Genomic DNA, 21,452 nt, shown 5'->3' with positions numbered 1-21,452 from the left:
TCTGGCGAGGTGAGCAACCTGGGCGTGTATGTTTTCAAGTGGAACCTGCTGGATTTTCACCGCGAGAAACGCATCGTCTGACGGTCATGCCGTCTAGCTCCGGCCTTGCCTGCAACCGGCTGTTTCCGAAACGTCCAGAATTTCAACGCCCTTCATCGCCTGTCAAAGCTTCCGGCAGGCGCTTCCCCTGTGCTTAAATGAATTTCCGAACTGCCGCAGATGCGCATTCGCGTGGCCGTCGCTGGTTCTGACGTGCGTCGGTCCGTACATTACTATGAGCCGCAAAAGCGCGGTTTCTCGCTCTGCGCTTTCGGCCAATGATCCAGACGCAAGGTGACACTGCCGCATAGTCTGCCAGCAAAAGCGCGGACGGTTTGCGTGAGAGTGCGCGGTCTAGATGGCCTTGCCCAGCAGGGGCAGCCGCCGCAGCACGTAGTGGACCAACGGGAAGCTGATGAGGATGCCCAGCACCGAGATGGCCGCGAACTGCTCGAAGGGGCCGAGGGTTGTGCCCGCGAACCAGTACTGCAGGAGCGTCACCACGGGCACGTGGAAGATGTACACCCCGAACGAGCTGTCGGACAGGGCCTTGGTCAGGGGCGTCTGGTTGGGGAAGCGCTCGCGGGCCAGGGTGAGCAGGCCCACGCAGAAGCCCACGCACAGGAGGCTTTCCCACCCGGCGCGCAGGAGGGCGATTGGGTCTGCCCCGCCGTTCCAGAAGGGAAAGTTGAACCCGACGCCGCGGGCCATGCACAGGGCCACGCAGATGATCCCGATCCAGAGCCATATCCAGCCCGCCTTGGCCGGGAAGCGCGTGAACCAGTTGCGACGCGAGGCCATGATGCCCAGCGTGAACATGGTCACGTACTGCGGGAGGTGCGCGAACTCGATCTCCCAGAAGCCCAGAAGCACCTTCCAGTCATCCACGCTCTTCCAGATGCGGATGAGGTACGCGCTGACCGTGAGCCAGACCACGAGCTTGATGAGGGCCCAATGCGCCGTGGCCGGGGCTATGGGCTCCTGCGGCAGCGTGGCCGGCTTCTGGTCGCGGCTTCCGGCGATGAAGCGGTATAGGGCGTACACGCAGCCGTAGATGAACAGATTCTGGATGAACCAGAGGTGCACGAACTCGAAATTGGGGCCGGGAGCGCCGGTCCAGCCTTCGGGCCTTGCGGCCACGCCCAGGTACGCGCCCAGGTAGTAGTCCAGGTACGAGGGCATGACCATGTGCTTCCAGATGGTGTCGTGGAAGTACATGAACACCGGGGTGATGCCGAGCACCATGACCACGATGGGCACGCCGAAGCGCCAGAGGCGGTCGAGCACGAATTTGAGCGGCCCCTTTCTGTCCAGGCTGCCGGGGTGGAAATACCCGGCCATAAGGAAAAAAAGGCCCATGAAGAAGGCCTCGTTGACGCTGAAGAAAAGGCCGATCCATTGGCTCTTGAGCTGCGACTGGTAGAGCCACCAGCCGTCGTGACCGTAAGGCTGCCCGGCGTGGTGCGCCACCACCAGCATGGACAGGTAGATGCGCACGTTGTCGATGTAGGCCATGCGGGGTTTTACGGGCGCGCTCACGGTTATGCTCCTGGAATCGGGCTGCTACTGCTGGACGGCGATGCCGCCCTCGCGCAGGATGGACAGGGCGATCTGGTCGTATTCTTTGTTGAAATGATGGCCGCCAGGGAACACCAGGGCCTTGACGTTGGGCGCCTGGTAGTTCTGGCACAGGGTGCCTTCCTCTTCGCTGCCGCAGACGAGCAGCACCGGCGTTTTCGTCAGCTTGGCCATTTCCGGAATCATGGGCGCGCCCTCGGGCACATTCTCCGTGGTGAGCCAGTTGGTCAGGCGGAACTCAAACACCGCGTGCGTACCAGGGCCAAGCATCGCCACCAGCGCCATGCGCGACTTGGTGGCCTCGCTCATGCGTCCGGCCATGAAGGGCATAACGTCGGCTCCGATCGAATAGCCCACAACGATGAACCTCTCCGCGCCCCATTTTGCGGCGTAATGCGTCAAGGTCAGCTCCAAGTCGTGGGCCATTTCTTCTGGCGTGCGCGCGTTCCAGAAATATTTCAGTGAGTTGAATCCGACTACGGACACGCCGTGGTCGGTCATGATGTCGCCGATCTGCTGGTCGATGCCTGCCCAGCCGCCGTCGCCGGTGACAATGACGGCCAGAGTCTTGCCGGGGTGTTTTGCGGGCACCTCCACCAGTGGCAGGTCGTCCACGTCCTTGGCCGATGCGGCCCCTTTGCCGACCTTTGTGGCCGGGGCTACGGAGGTGAGCGCCTCCTGGAAGGCTGCGCGCCAAAGGGCGGGGTCGGATAGATCCTGTCCGGCATTGTCGAGGGTGGCCACGCGGGAACCCGGAATCTGGCTGGCGAAGCTTACGGCCTCCGCCACTGTGAAACGCTCGTCTTTCTTTCCCTGGATGATGACCAGCTTGCCCTGCGGTTTTTCAACCGCTCGGAACACTATGCCGCCCTCGGCGGTGGTGGCGTTATCGTAACTGTAGCCGTTGGCGGCGCAGAAGGGCTTGCCAATGCCCAAGCGAGGCGCGAAGCCAAGGGTGATGGCTCCGGCGAAGATGTCTTTGGGAGCCTGGGCGAAGGTGGCGTAGGCCACTGCCGCGCCTTCCCCGAATCCGGCCAGCACAGGCTGGTGGTAGCCCTTGTAGCCAAGGGTCTTCTGCACGATCTTGCTCAGGCCCTCGAACTCCCATGCCTGGTAGAAGCAGCCTTCGGCCTTGGCCCGCAGGGGGGCCAGCAGTCGCTGGGTGTCAATGCCAACCACTGTGGCGTCCATGTCGGCCATGGTGCGCGCAGCCTTGTCCATGCGCGCGTCCCACGCGCCCTCGGAAAGCAGCAGCACGGCCTGGCCCGGTTCGCCGCCGTTTTTGTCCGTGTTGCGGTAAATGAGCACTTCTCCGAATACGCCGAAGCTGAGCTTTTCCGGAGCTTTTTCCGGGCGGGCGCAGGCTTGCGCGGCCAAGCAGAGCATGACCAGGGCGCAGAGAAATTTCAGAGGTGAAGGCAGACGTTTCATTTTGCGATGACTCCACGCATGCCGCCCGAAACCAGGGTGGCGATGTTGGCCAGAACGCGCGGCGGAACCGTGCCGTCCGGGCTGGCCAGGTATTTTGATTCCCACACAGGGTCGAACTTGTCCTTGAAGCGCCGTAATCCCTGAAAATTGTATAGCTGCCCGCCGTGGGTGTAAAGCAGCGATCCGAGCCTGGTCCAGGCCGGGGCCAGGGCATGCTTTTCCAGGCCGGAAAAGGGCGCCATGCCCAGGTTGAACCACTGGTAGCCCTGCTCGCGGCCCCAGAGCATGAGCATGATGTACAGGTATTCCATGACGCTCGGGGGTGCGTCCGGGAGGTAGCGCATGAGGTCAACTGAAAGCTCCTGGCGCACGCCGCCCACGCTGCCGCCCTCCCAGATGTTGGCGAAGGCCACAATGGCGCCGTTTTGACGCACTACCGCCTGGGGGCAAAGCCTCATGTATTCGTCGCTGTAGAAGCCCAGGGAGAATTTCTTTTCCCGGGCATGCTTTGCCGCCAGCCACGCGTCGGACACGGCTTTGAGCTCCGGCAAAATGGCGGGCACGTTCTCGCGCGGGATGACCTCAAAGGTTGCGCCTTCCTTCTCCACCATGTTGCGGGTGTACCGCAGGCCCTTGCGCGCCTGTCCGGCCAGGGAGAACGTCTGCAGGGGCACGCGCGCCTCCTCGCCGATCTTGATGAGCGACAGGCCGAGGTCCAGATAGAGGGGCAGGTTCTCCTTGCCGGCCTGGTAGAACACGGTCCACCCGGCATAGAGGTCCACCATCTCGCGGAAGCGCCAGGCCAGTTCGGCCCGGACCGCTGGCGGTCCAACGGGGTCGCCCATGCTCACCCAGCTGCGGCCGCAGATCCCGTACATGAGGAAACCGTCGCCCTTTTCGCTCACCAGAAAGTTTTTGTCGCCCAAAAGTGCCAGGTGCGCAGGGGTTTCCGGCGCAGCGGCCACCAGTCCCCGCACGGCCATGACGTCGGCTTCGCTGGGAGGGACGTAGCGTGGCCGGGCAAGCCGCATGAGTCTGAGGGCGGCCACGCACAGCACGCCAACCAGGATGCCCACAGAGGCGCGCAGGAAGCGGCTGGCCTCGTCCTCGAAGGTGAACACCCACCACAGCTCGCGGTCCAGGGTGGCGTCGCCGTAGGCCATGTAGCCAAGGGCGATGGTGCAGGCCAGGGCCGCGAGGATGGCCGCGAGCCAGCCCCGCGTGAAGCCCTCGGACAGGAGCGAGGCCTTGCGGTAGAAGAACTTGTGGCAGGGCAAAAGGGCCAGCAGCAGCACCGTGAGAAAGAAGGCCTCCTCGTAGTCCAGGCCCTTCAGGAGGCTGGCGATGATGCCTGCGAACAGCACGCAGGCCGTGACGAAATAGGCCGCGTCCAGACGCTTCTGCAGTCCGCGCGCCAGGATGAGCAGGACCAGACCCGCCAGGCTGGCCAGGAAGTGGGAAAACTCTAGCACACCCAGGGGCAGGAAGTGCTCCAGCCAATCCAGGCGCGAGGACACCGCAGGAGTTGCTCCAGAGAACAAGAGCACCACGCCGGCCAGATAGGTGAGGAAGGCCAGCAGGCGCGGCATCACCACCGGGAACCATTGCATGAGAAATGAGATGACGTTGCGCATCGGCTGGCGCGCGGACATGGTCTCGTGCAGGGCCAAAAGGGCCGAGGCCACGGCCAGGGGGATCAGGTAGTAGACCACGCGGTAGGCCACCAGGGCGGCGAAGAGCGTCGGGGCCGGAATGCGCGGCGTGAGCAGAAAGATCAGGCAGGACTCGAATACGCCCAGACCTCCGGGCACCTGGCTCACCAATCCGGCTATCTGGCCCAGGAGGAACGCGCCGAGCACCATTGGGAAGGTCACGTTGGCCCAAGGCGGCAGGAGGGCATAGAGCACCGCCGCGGCAAGGGCCCAGTCGAGGGAGGCGACGGCCACCTGCAGGAGCGCGCTGCGGAACTGCGGCAGCAGCAGCGTCATTTTGCCGATGCGCCAGGGGGTTTCCTTTTTGGCAGCCGCATACAAATAGGCCACCGGAGCCAGCAGAAGGATGAATCCCAGGGGACGCGTGGTTGAGAAGGGCAGGGCGACCCAGTCCGGCAGGGGCAGGGGCCGCACGGTGAAGATGATGCCGCCGATGGAGAGCAGGCCCAGCCACAACGTCAAGGTGGTGAAGACCACTATCTTGGCTATTTCGCCGGGCGTGAGCCCCCAGGACGAGTAGAGGCGAAAGCGCACGGTGCTGCCGGCCAGGGCGCTGAGTCCTATGGTGTTGCTGAAGGCGTTGCCGACGAAGGACGCCAGCACGGCCCGGTACGGGGCCAGGGGATGCTTGATGTAGGCCAGGGCCAGGATGTCGTAGCCGGCCAGCACAATGAAGTTCACCGCCGTGAGGCCGAAGGCCAGCAGCAGGTCGCGGTCCGTCTCCTTGAGCAGCATGTCCAGAATTTCCTGGAGATTGTAGCCCGAGAGCTGCGTCTTGAGCGCCCACACTGCGGCGGCCATGAGGCCCAGCGCCAGGGCTGGGCCCAGGTAGGGCTTAATCCGCTGCATCACAGCGCCAGACATGGAGCCTCCAAGCGTGGGGCCTCTGGGCGGCCTGCGGACAGGGCGCCAGGGTGGTGGAACAGCAGTCCGCTCATCATAATCCAGTGGTGATCCGTTGGGGGGTGGTGTCTCCGGCCATGCGCCGATGCAATAGAAACAAATAGCATGGGCGGCTCCAGGCCGTCAAATGCCCGCAGGCCGGGACGTTGCGCGCCTAGCCTCCACCCTGGGAGGGCGACGCGCAGTGCGCCCGCCCGGAGGATGCTCCTCTGGCCGCGCCGGAGAAAACGGTCTGCCACAGGCGCTCCAGGGCGTGGCCGGTATTCTCGGCGTCGTCGGCATCGGCCAGCACAAGGTCCAGGGCGCGTTGGTAAAAGCCGCGGCTGCGGGCCAGGATGCGATCGCGGCGCACCAGCATGTTGCCTGTGGGCGCGCGGGCGATGAACTCTTGCGGGGCCGGGGACCCGAAAAGCTCTTCGAACACCCGCGCCACCGGAATGTTCTTGCCCCAGCCTTTCCAGCGGCCCTCCTTGGCCGGATCGGCCAGGTCGTGCGGGCGGCCAAGGCCGTCGCACCGCAGCCGAAACCAGGCCAGCCCGGCAAAGGGCTGATTTTGGGCGGCCATCTCCAGCAGGCGCAGGCGCAGGGCCTGCGGCGATGCGCGCGGCCCGTCAGGCGGAGCCAGATGGGCGAAGGGGTCGCCCTGCAAAAACGCCGTGAACTCGGGCAGGGCGTCGTAGCGCCTGATGATGTGCGTGAGGAAGGTGTGCGCCTCGCGCCCGAGGTTCGGCAGAACCAGAAGGCGCGTTTCGGGCGGCAACAGCTCCGGGCTTAGCTCCGGGCCCTTGTTGTACACTGTGGAGGGCAAGCCAAGCTCGCGCAGCCACGAGAGATCCTCGCGGTAGCGCGCCACCACCAGCTCCAAGGCTGGCGCGGGGCGCTCCTGCTCAGTCGTGGTCATGTCCGCCGTGCCGGCCTTGATGCCGGTGGACGTGCCCGTGCTCATGCTCGTGCTCGTGTTCCTGTTTGGCATGCACATGGCGGCCCTGGCCCTGGTTCCCGTCTTCATGGCCGTGCGGCCCGTAGTAGGCGGTGCCGTGCCCGCTCTGTCCCTGGTGTTTGTGGTCTTTGCCCGCCTCGGCCTCCAGAAGATAGGCCCGCAGGAAGGTGGGGTACGCGCCGGTGGAGTACGTGCCCGAGCCGTAGCCAAGAGAGTGGATGCTGCCGAGGGGCAGCGGGCCGTAGGCGTCGGCCAGGGTCTTCAGCACGGCCAGGCCTGTGGGCGTGGCCAGCTCCATGCCGGAGTCGGTGGCGAAGGTGCGCATGCCGCGCGCCAGCTCTGCGCTGGCCGGGGCTGGCACCGGGAAGCGCCCGTGGGAGAAAGTGACGAAGCCGGAGCCCAGGTTCACGGGCGACACCAGCACGCGACCGGCCCCAGTGGCCCGCGCCAGCAGCACGGCGCCGAGAGCGTCCACCACTGTGTCCACCGCTCCGACCTCATGGAAGTGTATCTGCTCCAGCGGTTCGCCGTGCACCTTGGATTCGGCCTCGGCCAGACGGGTAAGGGCGGTCAGGCCGAGTTCCTTCACCTCCGCTGGCCAGTGGCTTTCCGGCGCGCTCATGACGATGTCGGTCAGGTCCTTCAGGTGGCGCAGGGGCTGGGGCGCCTCCTCCAGCACCTCCACGCGCCGGGTGCGGATGCCTTGGACCATCTGCTCTGTTGTGCGGATGGATACGCCGGGCAGGCCAAGGGCGGCCACGGCTTCGGACAGAATCTGCTCGCCGCCGGGCAGCAGATCGCTCAAGGAGGCCAGCAGCATGTCGCCGGAGACCCCCAGGGAACATTCGAGATACAGTGTTTTCACAGTCGGTTATCCTTTGCGTGCGGCTTCGCACTGGGCGTTGATCACATGGGCCATGTATCCGGCCCCGAATCCGTTGTCGATGTTCACCACGCTCACCCCGGAGGCGCAGGAGTTGAGCATGGTCAAAAGCGCGGCCAGGCCGCCGAAGCTTGCGCCATAGCCCACGCTGGTGGGCACGGCGATGACAGGCGCGGCCACGATGCCGCCCACGACGGACGGCAAAGCCCCGTCCATGCCCGCCACGGCCACCACGGCGCGCGCGTCCAGAAAGTCGTCCAGCACGGAAAGGAAGCGGTGGATGCCCGCCACGCCGCAGTCAAAGCGCCGGAGCACCACGCTTCCCAGGTGCTCCGCCGTGCGCGCAGCCTCCTCGGCCATGGGGATGTCCGCCGTGCCTGCGCTGACCACCACCACCTTGCCCACCTGGACCACGGGCGTGGTCTCAATGGACAGCACCCGCGAAAGGGGGTCGTAGCGCACGCCCTCCTGTCCCTTGACGGCCTCGTAGTGCGCGGCGTCGGCGCGGGTGCCCAGCACCCGTCCCGTCCTGGCCGCAAGGTCGCGGAAAATGGCGGCCACGTGCTCCGGGGTTTTGCCCTGGCAGAACACCACTTCGGCCTGGCCCTTTCTGAGCAGGCGGTGGTGGTCCAGGCGGGCGAACCCGGCATCGCCGATGCTCTGGCCGAGCAACTGGCGCTTCAGTTCCTCCGCAGTCACCCGGCCCTGGCGGAAGTCTTCCAGAAGGCTGTCTACGTTCACGTGCGTTCTCCCAGGGAAAAGTGTGTAAAGCCGATGAAATGTGCGCGTTCATCCAGCTGCCGGGCCAAGCTTTGGGCCAGGAGCGTCTGGGCTGGGCGCACCAGCAGGCGCACCGCGTCGCCGTTTTCCGCCGGAACAAGCCGCGCCCGCAGGTCCACGAGGCCCAGCTCGCGCGCCGCCCGCTCCAGGCCCTCGATGGCCGTAAGCCGCGCGAAGGTCAACTCCGCGCCTGTGGGCACCCGCGTGGCCAGGCAGGAGTTGGACGGGTCCTCGGCGTTGGGCAGGCCCACCAGCCGCGCCAGTTCCCGCACGCCGCGCTTGTCGATGCCGCAGGCCGCCAGGGGCGACACGGCTCCGGCCTCGGCCACGGCGCGCAGGCCGGGCCGGGCGGGATCGTCGTCCGCGTTGGTGCCCTCGGCCAGTTTTGCGTCCGGTCCAAGAATCTGCCGCGCTGCGGCCCGCACCTCGCTGAGCACCAGCTGCTTGCACATGTAGCAGCGGTCCTCCGGGTTCTGGCGCAGGCGCGCATGGGTCAGCACGGAAATGTCGCGCACGGCCACCCGCGCCCCGGCCACTTGGGCCAGGCAGGCGGCGATGCGGTCAGCACGCTCGCGCTCGGCCCCGCAGATGAACTCCGAGCGCACTGTGACGCCCAGGGCGCGCTCGCCCAGAGCCTTGGCCGCGGCCCACAGGGCCAGGGAACTGTCGACGCCGCCGGAATAAGCCACGGCCAAGGGTCCGCGCTGGCGGAAGAAGTCAAGGAGCCGTTCGAGGCGCTGGTCCATTGGTGCCGTCCTGGTGCGTGGGTCATCCTTGGGCGGAGCGTGTGACGCGTGGCCTAGCCGCCCGTGCCGCCCCATCCGTGAGAGGGGCTTGTAGCATGGCCGGGGGCGGCCTGTTAAGGGGGTGGCAGAGCGCAGCGCGGCGCGCGGCACCGGGAGGGGCGCGAGCAAAACGCGCCGGGACGAGGCGGCTGCCATCCCGGCGCGTCGTTTATTTGACTGCCTTTGTTGCGACTTTCGGCCCTTGGCCGGGAGCACCTATTCCGACGTGGGCAGCAGGCTTATGTTGTCCAGGGCGTGCAGCTTGTCCAGGTTGTTGAAATGCTTGTAGTACAGCTTGATGTCATTGCCCAGGGCGTTTCCTGTGCGTGCATAGTCCGCTATGTCGTTGCGCACTCCAACGCCTGAGGACTGGTGGTGCTGGCAGGTGACGAGGCCGCAGTACATGACCTTCCACCCGGCCAGGCACAGGCAGAGGTCGTGGTCGATGTCGTCCACCTGCGAGGGCGAGAAGCGGATGTCGAAATAGGGCTCGTCGCGCAGGGCCTGGGTGCGCAGCAGGTGGCAGCAGCCCATGACCGAGCGTGTCTCGCGGATGAAGTCGTACTCGCCGGTGTCGAACTGGCTGTCCGGCGAGCCGAGGCTCATGCGCAGCAGGTCGTTGTCGGCCACGCTGACATAGCGGAACAGATACTGGTACATGGCTGGCTGGCCGGGGAAGACCACCTTGCAGCCCACCACGCCGATCTTTGGGTCCGACTCGGCCACGGTGAGGAACCATTCCAGCCAGTCGGCCTGCACGTCCACGTCGTCGTCCAGGAAGGCCACGTAGTCGGTATCCTTGGTTTCCGGCAGGTTGATGAGCCAGTTGCGCGCAGCGGGAGCGCCGATGTTCACGTGCAGGTTGATGACCGTGTAGCGGTTGTTCGGGAACAGCGTCCGCGCCGCCTCGGCCACGGCCAGGCTGTCGTCGGTGCAGCCGTTCACCAGCACCGTCACCGTGGCGTCGCCGATGTTCGAGGCCGCGAGGCTCCTGAGGGTCGACTCGAACATTTTGCCTTTGTTGTAGGTGTACAGGCAGATGGCCACACGTCGTTTTTGCTCCAGGCCGCTTTTCTTGAAACTGGGGTTTTTGAGTTCCCGCAGCCGGAAATGGACTGCTCCCTGGCTGGGGTCCAGGTTGAAGGACCGCTCGTAGCGCTCAATGGCCTTTTGCGTGTCGCCGCGCATGCGGGCCACCTCGGCCGCGCAGTTCAAGCCCACCTCGCGCTTGGCGCGGGGTGGCAGCCCGGCCCAGAGCGCCTCGGCCTCTTCGGCGTGACCAAGGGTGGCATAGTGTTGGAAAAGCATGGTGTTGAAGTCTTCCTGCAGGCGCTTTGGGCAGTGGAACGAGGCCAGCCAGTCCGGGCGCTGGCCCAGGGTGCGGTCCACCCTTAGCAGCAGGCCTGCGGCCAGGGCGTAGTTGGGAAACATCTGCAGAAGCTTGCGCAGGAACGATGAAATATCGTTGGCGTCGTTCTTGATTTCCAGTTTTTCGATCATGCTGAAATTTTCGGGGGAGGCGTTGGTTTTGTCCAGGATCTCGATCTTGATCCTGTTCTCCGGGTCGGCCATGATCGTCGGGGTGCGCAGGTTGACGAGTTCGAAGGGGGAGATTTGCAGGCACTTGTCGATGAGGTATTCCAGAGGCTTCGCGGCGCAGGCGGAGCCATTGCGCACGGCGGCCAGAAAAGCGTTCAGGTAGCAGGCGGTGACGGCGCGGTCCAGGTTGAAGTTGGTCCGGTAATTCTCGAAGTGGAGCAGTCTTCTCTCGGGGGGAAGTGCGGCCAGCTCGCCCGACAGGCCTTCGGAGATGATGTGGAAGTATTTCTCGTTCATGCGCCTCTCCTGTTCATGAGTGCTCGGGCCGGATTAAGGGGGGGACACGTTGCCCTGCTGCATTATGCACAATCCGGTCCATGAGCTGCAGGACCGTTGTTCCCGGGTGCGGCCTCGATAAGGCTGCGTTTGGCCCAGGCGCCGTGCCGGAAGCGCAGGCCGAAGCTCGCGGCCAGGAAACAAATGTAAGCTGAAAGGCACAGCCAGGGGCCGTGGATGCCGCCAAGACCTGTCTCCACCAGATACCAGGCGGGCAGGATGAGCACGCCCAGGCTGGCGGCCAGCATGGTCAACATGACGAAACGCGTGTCGCCCGCGCCTTTCAGGGCGCCGAAGTAGACGATGGAGACGGCGTCGGCCAGGCTGTACAGGGCCACATAGCGCAAGAGCACGATGCCGGTCTCGCGGATCGCCGCGAAGGGCGGCCCGCCAGCGGCCACCAGGGCGGCGTCGGTGGAGGCGGACTGGAAAAGGTCGAGCAGCGGGCCCGGCGCCAGGAGGAACAAGAGTCCCATGGGCACCATCCAGCACAGGGCCAGAAACAGGGTGTTGCCCGCGGCGCGCCGGGCCAGGTCCGCTTTGCCCTGGCCTTGGCTGCGGCCCACCAGCACGCTGACCGCGATGGAGAGTCCGATGACCGGCAGATAGGTGAGCGAGTTGATGGAAAAGGCGATGTTGGTGGCCGAGAGCGCCACAAGGCCCATGCGCCCTACCAGAAGCAAGAAGCCGGTGATGGCCATGATGTCGAGGAAGAACTGCACCCCGGCGGGCAGGCCAACGCGCATGAGCCGTCCCAACATGTCCGCCTCAAAGCGCCAGGACGAGCGCACCCGGTGGCGATTTTGCGCCTCCGGCGCCAGCAGCAGCAGGCAGAGCAGCAGGCAGGTGATGACCGAGCCCAGCACGGTTGCGATGGCCGCGCCCTGTATGCCCAACTCTGGCGCGCCAAGGCGTCCGAAGATCAATGCGTAGTCCAGGGGGATGTTGGCCGCTGCGCCGATGAGGTTCACGGCCATGACGGGCATGGTGTGCCCCAGGCCAGAGAAATAGCCGGAAAGCGCCGTGGAGAGCACGAGGACCCCGCCGCCCAGGGTCAGGATGCGGAAATAGTCCACTTCCAGTTCGCGCACGGACTCCGGGTGTCCGGCCAGGTCGAAGAGCGGGCCGCCGAGGCCCGCCAGAGCGGCCAGCAGAACGCCGGAGGCCAGGCTGAACCAGATGCCAGCCCACAGGGCCGGACCCACGCGCTCTGGGCGGCAGGCCCCGTGGTACTGGGCCACCAGCACGCCCACGCAGGAGGCCGCGCCCATGAACAGCGAGATCAGCAGGAAGGCAGCCAGCCCGCCGGGCACGGCGGCGGCCAGCTCGTTCACGTCATGGCGGCCCAGGAAGATGCGGTCGGTGAACTGCATGAGGGTGGAGCTGCCCATGCTGACCATGAGCGGAGTGCCTACGGCGAGCACCTCGCCGCAGCCGCAGGGTCCTTCCCAGCGGGTCTTGAGCCACGTCGTCATAAGGATTGGCCAGCGGCAAACCCCGAGGCCCAGGCCCAGTGAAGGTTGAATCCGCCCAGGTCGCCCGCCACGTCCAGGGCTTCGCCCACGGCAAAGAGGCCGGGGATGGTTTTGCACTGCATGGACTTGGCGGAAAAGGCGTCCGTGTCCAGCCCGCCGCTGGCGGCCTCGGCTCGGGCCATGCCCGCAGTGGCCTTGGGCGTCACGCGCCAAGCGCACACGAACTGGGTCAGGGCGTCCAGGTCCGCGCGGGAAAGCTCTGCCATGCGCCGGTCGGCCAGGCCCTTGGGGAATGCCGTGGGCAGGGCCGACGCAGCCAGGGCGTTGAGGCGCGCCTCGGCCAGTCTGCGGGGCATGAGCTCGGCGAGCATGGTGCGCGCCAGGGCCTTGCCTCGGCCCGGCTGGCGCAGCAGGGCCGGCACGTCGGCATCGGGCGCGAGGTTGATGGTGATGGTTTCGCCGCGCCGCCAGTGGGACGAGAGGCGCAGGGCCGCAGGGCCGGAAAGCCCCTGGTGCGTGAACAGGAGGCCGTCGGTGCAAGAGTAGCCCCCGCAGGCGCTCTTGGCGTCCAGGCTCACGGATGCGGTAAGGCTCAGGCCCGCGAGATCTCGGCACAGGTTGGCGTCTGAGCCGGAGAGCAAGAGCGGGGTGAGGGCCGGGCGCGAAGGAATGTGCGGCAGCCCGAGCATTCCCGCCAGGCGCGCCGCGGTGTCCGTGCCGCCCAGGGCGGGCCAGGCCGGGCTGCCCAGGGCCAGCACCACGCGTTTGGCATAGAGCGGGCCGTGCTCGGTTTCCACGCTGAAGAGTCCGCCCTTGGCGTCCGGGGGGGTGACGGCGGTGACCGCGCGGCCCACCAGGAAGCGGCACCCGGCCTTGCGGCAGGCCTTTTCGAGGGCCAGGGCCAGGGCATCGGCCCCCTGGTCGCAGAACATTTTGCCCTGGTCTTCTTCACGGGCCGAGAGGCCGAGGCTCGTCAGCAGGGTAAGGAACTGCAGGGGCGTGAAGCGCGAGAGCGCCTGGGCCGTGAAGCGCGGGTTCTTCGAAAGATAGTGCGCAGGCGCGGCGTTCATGTTGGTGCAGTTGGAGCGCCCGCCGCCGGAGGCCCGCAGCTTGCGGGCGGCGACGCGGTCCTGGTCCACCAGCAGGATCTCGCGCTTGACCTTGTTCTCTTTGGCGCGGCGGGCGGCGGTGAGAGCGCAGAGCATTCCGGCCGGGCCGGCTCCTAGGATGAGGATGTCGGCGTCGGGCTGCAGCATCGGAGAGGAAGATGTGGTGTTTTCAGACATGCTGAAATTATAGGGGATGCGCTGCCGGAAGACAAGCCTGGGCGGATGTGCCCACCGGCCAGGGCCAGACCCTTTGCATCCTTCCAGATTTATGCTAAGGCTTTTCGCGGAGCGATGCTCCGAAAACTTCGCGCCGAGCGGCGCACAAGGGGTGGGTCATGGACTTCTTTTTCTTCTTCTTCGGATTGTTTGGCACCATCGCTGGCCTCCTGGTCATCAAGACCACCAGCAAGAACGAGCACTAGGCCGGTTTTTTCCCGCCGGTGACGTTTCTCAGCGCCTCGCCGCCCTGCCCCCTTCGAAAGAGTCCGGGGCGCGGTGGGGGCTATGGCATTTCGGCCCGCTTCGGCGGGCCTTTTGCTTTTTTAGCCCAGGCTAGGGTTGCAGCCAACCCAGGCCGTTCAGCTTGGCGGCCACAGCGCTGGCGGCAACGGCGTGGCCGTATGCGTTCCACTGGGCATCGGCCTGGGGGCTGAAGGTCTTTTGGTGTTTTTGGAAGTCCTCGGCAAAGGCCGGGTGCAGGTCCAGAAACGCAATGCCCAGCAGCTCCGCCTCGGCGGCGGCCAGCCTGTTGGGCTCCAGGGCTTGGACCAGCTCGGCGTTGGGCGCGCCGGTTTCCAGCTCCGCGCGCGCGCCGTCCATGACCACGAGCAGCTTTGCCCCGGCGGCGTTCGCCTCGGCCTGAAGACGGCCCAAAAGGTAGCGGGCCGCGCGGCGGTCCAACGCCTCGCGCTCGTCCGGGTCCATAACGGGTGCGGCTGCGGTGGCTGCGGCCTCGAAGCGGCGGTCGGGCCTGGGGCGGCGCAGCAGCCTCTCCGCCGTGTCCTGGTGCAGGCCCATTCCGCTGGAAAGATAGCGCAGGGTGGCGCTCCACTGGCGCAGGCGCTCCCCAAGGCTTTGGGCGTAGGGCGTGGCTGGCAGTTCCTCCACCATGTCTTCGGCGTCCAGGCGCAGCTTCAGGAAGTGCGCGGCGCGAGGTGCGGCCATGGGCTGGTGGCTGGCGGCGATGTCTTCCGGGGCAAGGAGCACCATGAGGATGTCGGGCCTGGCGGGCAGCGCGGCCTTGCGCGCCACCAGCAGATGCTGCGACAGGGGCGCGCCGCCCATGCCGTAGCGGAAAACCTCGACCCCCTTGGGCAGGGCCTTCACGTCGCGTTCCAACTCCTCGGCCAGACTGTCCCCTGGCGGCGTCTCCAGGGCTTCCGCCAGCGCGCCGCCCACCAGGGCGATGCGCCGGGCTTCGCTGCGGGCCAGGGGATAGCTTTCGTGGCTGGAGTTCCAGCCCTGGGCGTTGATGGCGAAGGGCGCGCGCACCTCCTTGTCCCAATAAACGCCGCGCTGGCCGGGCTTGTGGCGCAGCACTCCGTCCGCAAATACCAGGGCGGGCACGTCCGGGGCCGGCAGCACAACGCGGAAGAACACCTCGGCCAGGGCCAGGAGCAGGGCGAGCCCCGCCGTCAGGAGCAGCAGGCTTGCGGTGATGCGGTTTCCGGGCAGGTGCATGGGGTCTCGCGGGGGCTTTGGGTTTTGGTCTTGCGCAGCGGGGCAGGGTGCCTGTACAGGAAAGTCGCGTGCTGTCTACACCCCAACACCGTGCCAGGCAAGGCCTGACGCCGGAGGCTGCTCATGCGCATTATTTCCTGGAACGTCAACGGATTCCGCGCTGTTTTGGGCAAAGGTTTTCTGGACTGGCTTGCCGCCTGCGGCGCGGATGTGGTGATGCTTCAGGAGACCAAGGTGGAGCCGGAGCAGCTCGGCGAGGCGGATCTGAACCCGGCGGGCTACACCGGCCTGTGGAACTGGTCCAAGGGGAAAAAAGGCTATTCCGGCACGGCCTGCTTAATGAAGACGCCGCCCCTGGCGCACAGCTTCGGCCTTGAAGATCCGCGCTACCGGGGCGAGGGCCGGGTGGTCCACATGGAATACCCGGACTTTCATCTCTTCAACATCTATTTCCCCAACGGGCAGAAGGACGAGGAGCGCCTGGCGTACAAGCTGGGCTTCTACGACGCTTTCCTGACCCAGGCCGAGGCCCTGCGCAAGACCAAGCCCATTGTGGTGGGCGGCGACTTCAACACCGCACATACGGCCATCGACCTGAAAAACGCCAAGGCCAATGAGAAGACCTCGGGCTTTCTGCCCATCGAGCGCGCCTGGCTCGATAAATTCATCGCCCACGGCTACGTGGACACCTTCCGCCTGTTCGAGCCCGGCCCTGGGCATTACTCGTGGTGGAGCTACCGCTTCAGCGCGCGGGCCAAGAACGTGGGCTGGCGCATCGATTATTTCTTCGTGTCTGAGGAGCTGAAGGACCGGGTCAAGGGCGCCTGGATCGACCCCGAAGTGCAGGGCAGCGACCACTGCCCCGTGGGCGTGGAGATCGTCTGAGCCCGCGCTGCTAGACCATGAACGACCGCGCCACGCGGAACACGTCGTCGTAGGGCAGCCCGGCCTTGATGGCCAGGCACATCTCCGTGGCCATGCGCATTTTGCGCCGCGCCCCGGAAAGGGCGTGGTCGCGCAGGGCGGCCAGGTGGCTGGACACGAATTCGGCCTCGAAGCCGTCCGCGGCCAGGGAGACGCCCTCGGCAAAGGGGCTGGGCTTCAAGTGCGGCAGGTACTCGTTCAGGGCCTGCTTGCCGTTCCTGCGCGCGGCCAGGGCGTAGAACAATAGCTTCACGGCCAGGCGGTCGTCCTTCTGCTTGTGGTCCACGCAGAGCAGCAGGGGCAGGTTGGCGTCCTTTTCGCCCACGGTGGACATGAGCCCATAAGCCAGCTCGAAGGCGCGCTTCTCGGTCAGCGTCGTGCCGCCCATGAGCCCGGACAGGCGGATGAAGGTCAGGCGCGGATTCTCGTTCTGGGCCATGCCCGTAAGGGCCAGGCGGATCATTTCAAAGCGGCGGCGGGCCTCGGCCAGCAGCGTCTGGGACTTGGCGCGGGCGAGTTCGCGCACCAGCTCCTGGTCCAGGCTGGAGAAGGCGGTGTCCAGCAGGTGCCGAATGAACCGTTCGCCGGTGTTTTCCATCTCCGCAGCCAGAAGGGCCTTGTCGCGCTTGGTGTCCAGCAGTTTTTTGATGGACAGCCAGTAGGCGGCCAGCGCCTCCACGGGCATCTCCAGAATGTCCAGCTCGTTTGGCGCGGTGTTCTGGTCCCTTGCGTCCTTGTGGTCCATGGGGTGCGGCCTCGCGCCCTGGCTTGGCCAGGGGATGGGGGTTGACGCGGGCGGCAAAAAAACCGAGTTTCTGCGCTCGCGCCGATGCGTTTCCGGTCCGGCCTGTTTCGACTCCATTTCGGAGCGCGGCCTCGGGCAAACCTTAGCGCAATTTCAAACAGGAAACAAACAGGCCGAGCGCCGCCAAGGCCCGGCCAGGAGAGAACATGCTCACCTATCCCGTCATCGACCCCGTGGCCTTGCAGATCGGCCCTTTGGCCGCCCGCTGGTACGGGCTCATGTACGCGGTGGGTTTCGCCTCGGCCTGGTGGCTGGGCCGCGTGCGGGCCGCCAAGCCCGGCTCCGGCTGGACAGCCCTCCAGGTGGACGACCTCATCACCTGGATGGTGGCGGGCGTGGTGCTGGGCGGTCGGCTGGGTTACGTGCTCTTTTATGATCCCGCTTACTATCTGGCCAACCCGCTGGAGAGCCTGTCCATCTGGCGCGGGGGCATGAGCTTTCACGGCGGCGTGGCGGGCGTGGTGCTGGTGTGCTGGCTGTACGGGCGCAGCATCGGCAAGAGCCTGCTTGAGGTGGGCGATCTCGTCGCGCCCCTGGTGCCGCCGGGACTTCTGGCCGGGCGCATGGGCAACTTCATCAATGGCGAGCTGTGGGGCCGGGTGACGGACGTGCCCTGGGCCATGGTTTTCCCCACGGGCGGGCCGCTGCCGCGCCATCCTTCGCAGCTTTACGAGGCCGCCTTGGAGGGCCTGGCTCTGTTCGTCATCCTTTGGGCATACGCGGCCAAGCCCAGGCAGCGCGGGGCCGTGGGCGGGCTGTTTCTGCTGGGCTACGGCGGGTTCCGGTTCTTTGTGGAGTTTTTCCGCCAGCCTGACGTGCAGCTTGGCCTGGTGGCCCTTGATTTCTTCAGCATGGGGCAGCTCTTGTGCCTGCCGATGATTTTTGCCGGCCTGTACCTGATGCTGCGCAAGCCTACTGTTTCGCCAGGGAAGCCTGCCCGCGCATAAGCTCGGGCAGCGCCACCACGAAAACCGTTTCCCAGCACTTGCCCGTAAGGTAGAGCGCGCCTTGCCCCCCGTTTCCCGCCGGGTCGTAGGCGATGCCGTTGGCCGCCTCGGCCTTGTCCGACAGTTCGCGCCGCAGGGGGGCGAGGTCCAGCCACAGGACCACCTGCCCGAGGCCCTGCCCGTCATCCAGCCGGATCACCGCGATCCTGTCCTCCCCCCACACGTTGGCCAGCAGCCAGCCTTCCACCCGCTCCAGCTCGTTCAGCCGCTCCACCGGGCGGTGGCCGTCGCGCACGCGAAAGGTTTTGCCGGTTTCGGCCAGGTTGCGCGCATTGAGCATGCGCAAGGTGTCCGTGCCGTCGCTCAGGATCAGCTCCGCGCCCCGGCAGGCCAGCCCCCAGCCCTGGCCGCGCAGTCTGTGCCGCGCCACCAGCCGGAAGGTGTCCGGGTCGTAGGCCATGATGACGCCCTCGCGCCAGGTGAGCTGCACCAGGCGTTGCGGGCCTGCCTCCGTGGTTGCCTGTTCAGGGCAGAGCGTCAGGCCCTCGCCAAAGAATCTTTTGGGGAGATCGCGGCGTTCCAGGGTGCGGCCTGTAGCCGGGTCCACGCGGCGCAGGGAGGACTGGCCGTAGAGGCCGGTGCTTTCGAGGAGCGCGCCTTGGTGCAGCAGCAGCCCCTGGGTGAAGGCGTCCGGGTCGTGGGGCAGGCGCGAAAGCACGGTCACGGCCTCGGCGTGCGCCCCGTTCTGGGGGCTGGCCTGCGAGGTTGGGTGTCTGGCGGCAGGCGGGTCGGCCAGGGCCGACGCAGCGGCCAGCAGGGAAAAAAACAGCAGCAGGGCGGGGATGGCCCTGGGGCTCACGCCTGGCCTCCTGCGGCCAAAACCCGCGCGGCAAGCTCCGGGGCCAGGTACGTCACCCAGACCTCGCCCGTGGAGGTGGAGAAGAACAGCTTGCGGCCCAGCGCGCCCAGAACGTCCTGCGCAACGGGCGCAAGGCCGTGCGCTGCCAGGGTGGCCAGGGCCATGTCCACGTTCTTGCGGCCCACGTCGAGCATGTCGCGCTTGCCAGGGCCGAAGCTGGCTTCCAGGGTGTTGGCCCCGCCGAAAATTTTAACAGTAAGCTCACCCGCTCGTATGCCAGCCGTCTGGAAACGCTCCAGCATGGCCGTCACGGCCAGATCGGCGAAGGTGCAGCAGCGCGTGGAGGTGGAGCGGCGGAGGCTTTTGTCCGGCAGCATGGCGTGGAACATGCCGCCCATTTTGCGCCCCGGATGGTGGAAGGTGACGCTGACGCAGCTGCCCAGCACCGTGGTGAACACAATGGGCTTTTTGGCAAAGGCGCAGTCGCCGATGCTCACGTGGCCCACGGAGAGGCCGGAGTGTTCAAGGCTGGGCGGCTGCATCAACGGCTACTTGTGGATGATGATGTCGCCGTACATGGCCTTGGTGCTCTTGGGGCCTGCGCCGGGGTTGGCCTGGGGCGCGGGCTGGCCTCCAGAACTCCCCGAGGGCGCGCGCCCCAGGACTTCCATGGCCTTTGGGTCGCGCTCCAGCGCCTTCAGCGTGTAGGGGGAAATTTCGCCTTGGGCGTCTGCGGCCTTTTTGAGTTTGTCCACCACTGCCTGGCCCTGCTGCGTGGTCACCGGGCCGGGAAAGGGCGTGGTGTTGCGCGGGTTGACGGCGTTCTTTGTGTTCACGCGGACTTCCTCCTGCTCGGCTTCCACGCCGGTCAGAAGGTCTGCGGCCAGCAGGGACGCCGGTGCCAACAGCGCAGCAAGGACGAGGGCCAAAAGCAGTGTGCGGGGCATCGGGCCTCCGGTGCGTGGTTACGGTTTGCCAGTGGCCAGGGCGGTGATCTCCGCCTGGGTCAGCACCTTCTTGTACAGGTAGACTTCGTCGATAATGCCGGTGAATTCGGTGGAGTCAGAGTCCCCAGCGCCGAGGTAGAAGTTCGTTGAGGTGTTGCGCGCAGTGTTCGAGGCGACGCTGCCCTGCGACACGCCGTTGACGTAGATGGTCAGCGGGGTGCCCGCATTGCTCCAGGTGGCGGCCACATGGTACCATACCCCGGCTTGGGGCTTGGTGGTGGAGGTAACCTCAATGTAGTTGCTAGAGGGGGTGCCGTAGCGGATGCGGAAGCGCAGGTAGCCGTTCGAGTCGAGGCGCAAGCCGTAGCACTCGCTGGTTCTGCCTGTGTCGCCCTTGTGCAGCAGCCAGACGTTTGTCTGCGCCGTGTCCATCTTGAACCACAGCCCTACGCCACCGACGTTGGTGAGCTGCGTGGCCGCGTTGTTGGCGGCGCTGACGTAGGTGCCGCCGTTGAAATAGAGCGCTGCGCCGTTGTTGTTCATGATGCCGGGAACCCAGCGGGCCGTGCCGTTGATAGTCCCGGTGACGGCATTTCCGCTGGCGTCGGAGACGCTGGTGCCGAGGTTGTCGTACATGGGCCAGTAGAGTGAAGGCGTTGCCGGGGCAGCACCGTAGACCGGCTGGGCCTTCTTGAAGGCTAGGCCGAACTTGCTCACCGTGAGCTTCTGGGTATAGAGGCCCGTTGCCTCAGTCCAGCCGAAGAGGATTTTACTCAGCTTGGTGTGAGAATCGGCGTTCAGGAATATCACCTGCTGCATCTGGGGCGGGTTGGCCACGGCGTCGTAGTCCGTGCCAATTGTCTTGAACGCCGCGCTGGGCTCAACTTTGGTTATCCAGGTCTTGAGCATGTAGCAGTATGCGCCGCCGGAACTGACCGTGGTGATCCGTGTGAGTTCGTAGCGGAAAAAGTATTTGGTGCCGCCGCGCAGCCAGTTCGCTGGGCTCTCGTAATACATGCCGTACAGGCCGCTGCCGCTGCCGTCCGGGTCGTTGGACGACACTGGCTCTGAGGAATTCCCCGCGCCTGCGCCGTGGCGGTTGTCATCGTAGGAGTCGGCGCCGTCGTGGGAGCCCCAGAACACATATGCCAAGTGGTCCAAGTCAGCGTATTTTGTGGGGTCGCAGCGCGAAGCGGCCGAGTATATGTTTGAACCGCAGGCATTGTACCAGGTGTCGAGCTCCACGCCGATCTTGGGCGGCTGTATTCCCTTGCCCGAGCGCCCCGGCCCGGCCCATCCCATGAGTTCGCCTAAGTTTTTGTCGCCGCCCAGGGCGTTGACCGTGTTGGTGTAGCCGCTGATGACGCCGAACACCAAGCCGTCGGCCACGGAGGTCGGGTCCCACTGGACCTCGAAATAGGTGTTGAGGCCGTTGGTCATGGTGCAGTTGCCGTCCAGGCAGCCCTGGGTGGCGTTGCCCGAATACCAGATGGCCGCGGCGTTGTTCTTGCCTGCACTACCCAACGTGCCGAAGGAGATGGTTTGCGCGGCGTTGTCCACGGTGATGGCGTTTTTGTTCTGGAGATCTGTGGGGCGGGAAAAATCAGTCTCCAGGTTGCTGAAGTCGACGGAATCCTTAATTTTCGGCAGGTACACGCTGGCGCTTATGGCCGAACTGACTTCGGTCATTTTGGTGCAGCCGTTGCCCGTGCTGGTCACCGAGGCGGTGCTGCTGGTGTCGCCGAGGGTGACGCCGAGGCTGAGGGAGAAGCTCAGGCCC

18 protein-coding genes are annotated in these 21,452 nt (G+C 65.9%); 2 read left to right on the top strand and 16 right to left on the bottom strand.

The window, feature by feature from the left end:
- Positions 1-393: 393 nt before the first annotated feature.
- The 11 genes from Q8O35_RS08655 to Q8O35_RS08605 form a co-directional block, all read right to left on the bottom strand.
- A complete protein-coding gene (locus Q8O35_RS08655) occupies positions 394-1,578 on the bottom strand; it encodes an acyltransferase family protein (protein ID WP_305572278.1) in 1,185 nt (394 codons plus the stop codon).
- Positions 1,579-1,602: 24 nt separating this feature from the next.
- Entirely contained in the window at positions 1,603-3,048 is a 1,446-nt protein-coding gene (locus Q8O35_RS08650; protein WP_305572276.1) for an AcvB/VirJ family lysyl-phosphatidylglycerol hydrolase, read from the bottom strand.
- A complete protein-coding gene (gene mprF / locus Q8O35_RS08645; protein ID WP_305572274.1) occupies positions 3,045-5,624 on the bottom strand; it encodes a bifunctional lysylphosphatidylglycerol flippase/synthetase MprF in 2,580 nt (859 codons plus the stop codon). Before mprF ends, Q8O35_RS08650 begins: the two co-directional genes overlap by 4 nt.
- A 193-nt stretch (positions 5,625-5,817) precedes the next feature.
- Positions 5,818-6,609: a DUF3431 domain-containing protein gene (locus Q8O35_RS08640; RefSeq protein ID WP_305572272.1), complete on the bottom strand. Its 792-nt coding sequence runs from the start codon at positions 6,607-6,609 to the stop codon at positions 5,818-5,820.
- Positions 6,551-7,468, bottom strand: coding sequence for a LarC family nickel insertion protein (locus tag Q8O35_RS08635; RefSeq protein ID WP_305572270.1), 918 nt, complete (start codon positions 7,466-7,468; stop codon positions 6,551-6,553). The genes Q8O35_RS08640 and Q8O35_RS08635 overlap by 59 nt, the downstream gene beginning before the upstream one ends.
- A gap of 6 nt (positions 7,469-7,474) precedes the next feature.
- The gene (gene larB / locus Q8O35_RS08630) at positions 7,475-8,227 is read right to left on the bottom strand and encodes a nickel pincer cofactor biosynthesis protein LarB (protein ID WP_305572268.1); all 753 of its coding nucleotides are present in this window, start codon (positions 8,225-8,227) and stop codon (positions 7,475-7,477) included.
- Positions 8,224-9,012 (bottom strand): hypothetical protein, encoded by a 789-nt coding sequence (locus Q8O35_RS08625; protein WP_305572266.1) that lies wholly within the window; start codon positions 9,010-9,012, stop codon positions 8,224-8,226. Before Q8O35_RS08625 ends, larB begins: the two co-directional genes overlap by 4 nt.
- 255 nt (positions 9,013-9,267) lie before the next feature.
- The gene (locus Q8O35_RS08620; RefSeq protein ID WP_305572264.1) at positions 9,268-10,887 is read right to left on the bottom strand and encodes a glycosyltransferase; all 1,620 of its coding nucleotides are present in this window, start codon (positions 10,885-10,887) and stop codon (positions 9,268-9,270) included.
- Between the two features lie 62 nt (positions 10,888-10,949).
- On the bottom strand, positions 10,950-12,401 hold the full coding sequence (locus Q8O35_RS08615; protein ID WP_305572262.1) for an MATE family efflux transporter: 1,452 nt from the start codon (positions 12,399-12,401) through the stop codon (positions 10,950-10,952).
- The gene (locus Q8O35_RS08610; protein WP_305572260.1) at positions 12,398-13,657 is read right to left on the bottom strand and encodes an aminoacetone oxidase family FAD-binding enzyme; all 1,260 of its coding nucleotides are present in this window, start codon (positions 13,655-13,657) and stop codon (positions 12,398-12,400) included. The genes Q8O35_RS08615 and Q8O35_RS08610 overlap by 4 nt, the downstream gene beginning before the upstream one ends.
- A 405-nt stretch (positions 13,658-14,062) precedes the next feature.
- Positions 14,063-15,190, bottom strand: coding sequence for a hypothetical protein (locus tag Q8O35_RS08605; RefSeq protein ID WP_305572258.1), 1,128 nt, complete (start codon positions 15,188-15,190; stop codon positions 14,063-14,065).
- Positions 15,191-15,313: 123 nt separating this feature from the next.
- Between Q8O35_RS08605 and Q8O35_RS08600 the strand changes: the two genes are divergently transcribed.
- The gene (locus Q8O35_RS08600; protein WP_305572256.1) at positions 15,314-16,075 is read left to right on the top strand and encodes an exodeoxyribonuclease III; all 762 of its coding nucleotides are present in this window, start codon (positions 15,314-15,316) and stop codon (positions 16,073-16,075) included.
- A gap of 10 nt (positions 16,076-16,085) precedes the next feature.
- Here Q8O35_RS08600 and Q8O35_RS08595 read toward each other — a convergent pair whose 3' ends face one another.
- Positions 16,086-16,976 (bottom strand): hypothetical protein, encoded by an 891-nt coding sequence (locus Q8O35_RS08595; protein ID WP_305572253.1) that lies wholly within the window; start codon positions 16,974-16,976, stop codon positions 16,086-16,088.
- A gap of 89 nt (positions 16,977-17,065) precedes the next feature.
- Here Q8O35_RS08595 and lgt point away from each other — a divergent pair, with 89 nt between their 5' ends.
- Entirely contained in the window at positions 17,066-17,866 is an 801-nt protein-coding gene (lgt, locus tag Q8O35_RS08590; protein WP_305572251.1) for a prolipoprotein diacylglyceryl transferase, read from the top strand.
- Here lgt and Q8O35_RS08585 read toward each other — a convergent pair.
- The 4 genes from Q8O35_RS08585 to Q8O35_RS08570 all read right to left on the bottom strand — a co-directional run.
- Positions 17,832-18,725 (bottom strand): glutaminyl-peptide cyclotransferase, encoded by an 894-nt coding sequence (locus Q8O35_RS08585; protein ID WP_305572249.1) that lies wholly within the window; start codon positions 18,723-18,725, stop codon positions 17,832-17,834. The genes lgt and Q8O35_RS08585 overlap by 35 nt on opposite strands.
- On the bottom strand, positions 18,722-19,267 hold the full coding sequence (locus Q8O35_RS08580; RefSeq protein ID WP_305572247.1) for a chemotaxis protein CheD: 546 nt from the start codon (positions 19,265-19,267) through the stop codon (positions 18,722-18,724). The genes Q8O35_RS08585 and Q8O35_RS08580 overlap by 4 nt, the downstream gene beginning before the upstream one ends.
- Positions 19,268-19,273: 6 nt before the next feature.
- Positions 19,274-19,672 carry a hypothetical protein gene (locus Q8O35_RS08575; protein WP_305572245.1) on the bottom strand — a complete coding sequence of 133 codons (399 nt, stop codon included), beginning with the start codon at positions 19,670-19,672 and terminating at the stop codon, positions 19,274-19,276.
- A gap of 18 nt (positions 19,673-19,690) precedes the next feature.
- Positions 19,691-21,452 (bottom strand): LamG domain-containing protein (locus tag Q8O35_RS08570; RefSeq protein ID WP_305572243.1); only part of this gene is annotated, 1,762 nt, incomplete at its 5' end.

Source organism: Humidesulfovibrio sp., from assembly GCF_030689645.1.
Lineage (GTDB): Bacteria > Desulfobacterota > Desulfovibrionia > Desulfovibrionales > Desulfovibrionaceae > Humidesulfovibrio.
The sequence above is the reverse complement of the archived record's forward strand: the minus strand, read 5'-3'. Positions and strand labels throughout refer to the sequence as shown.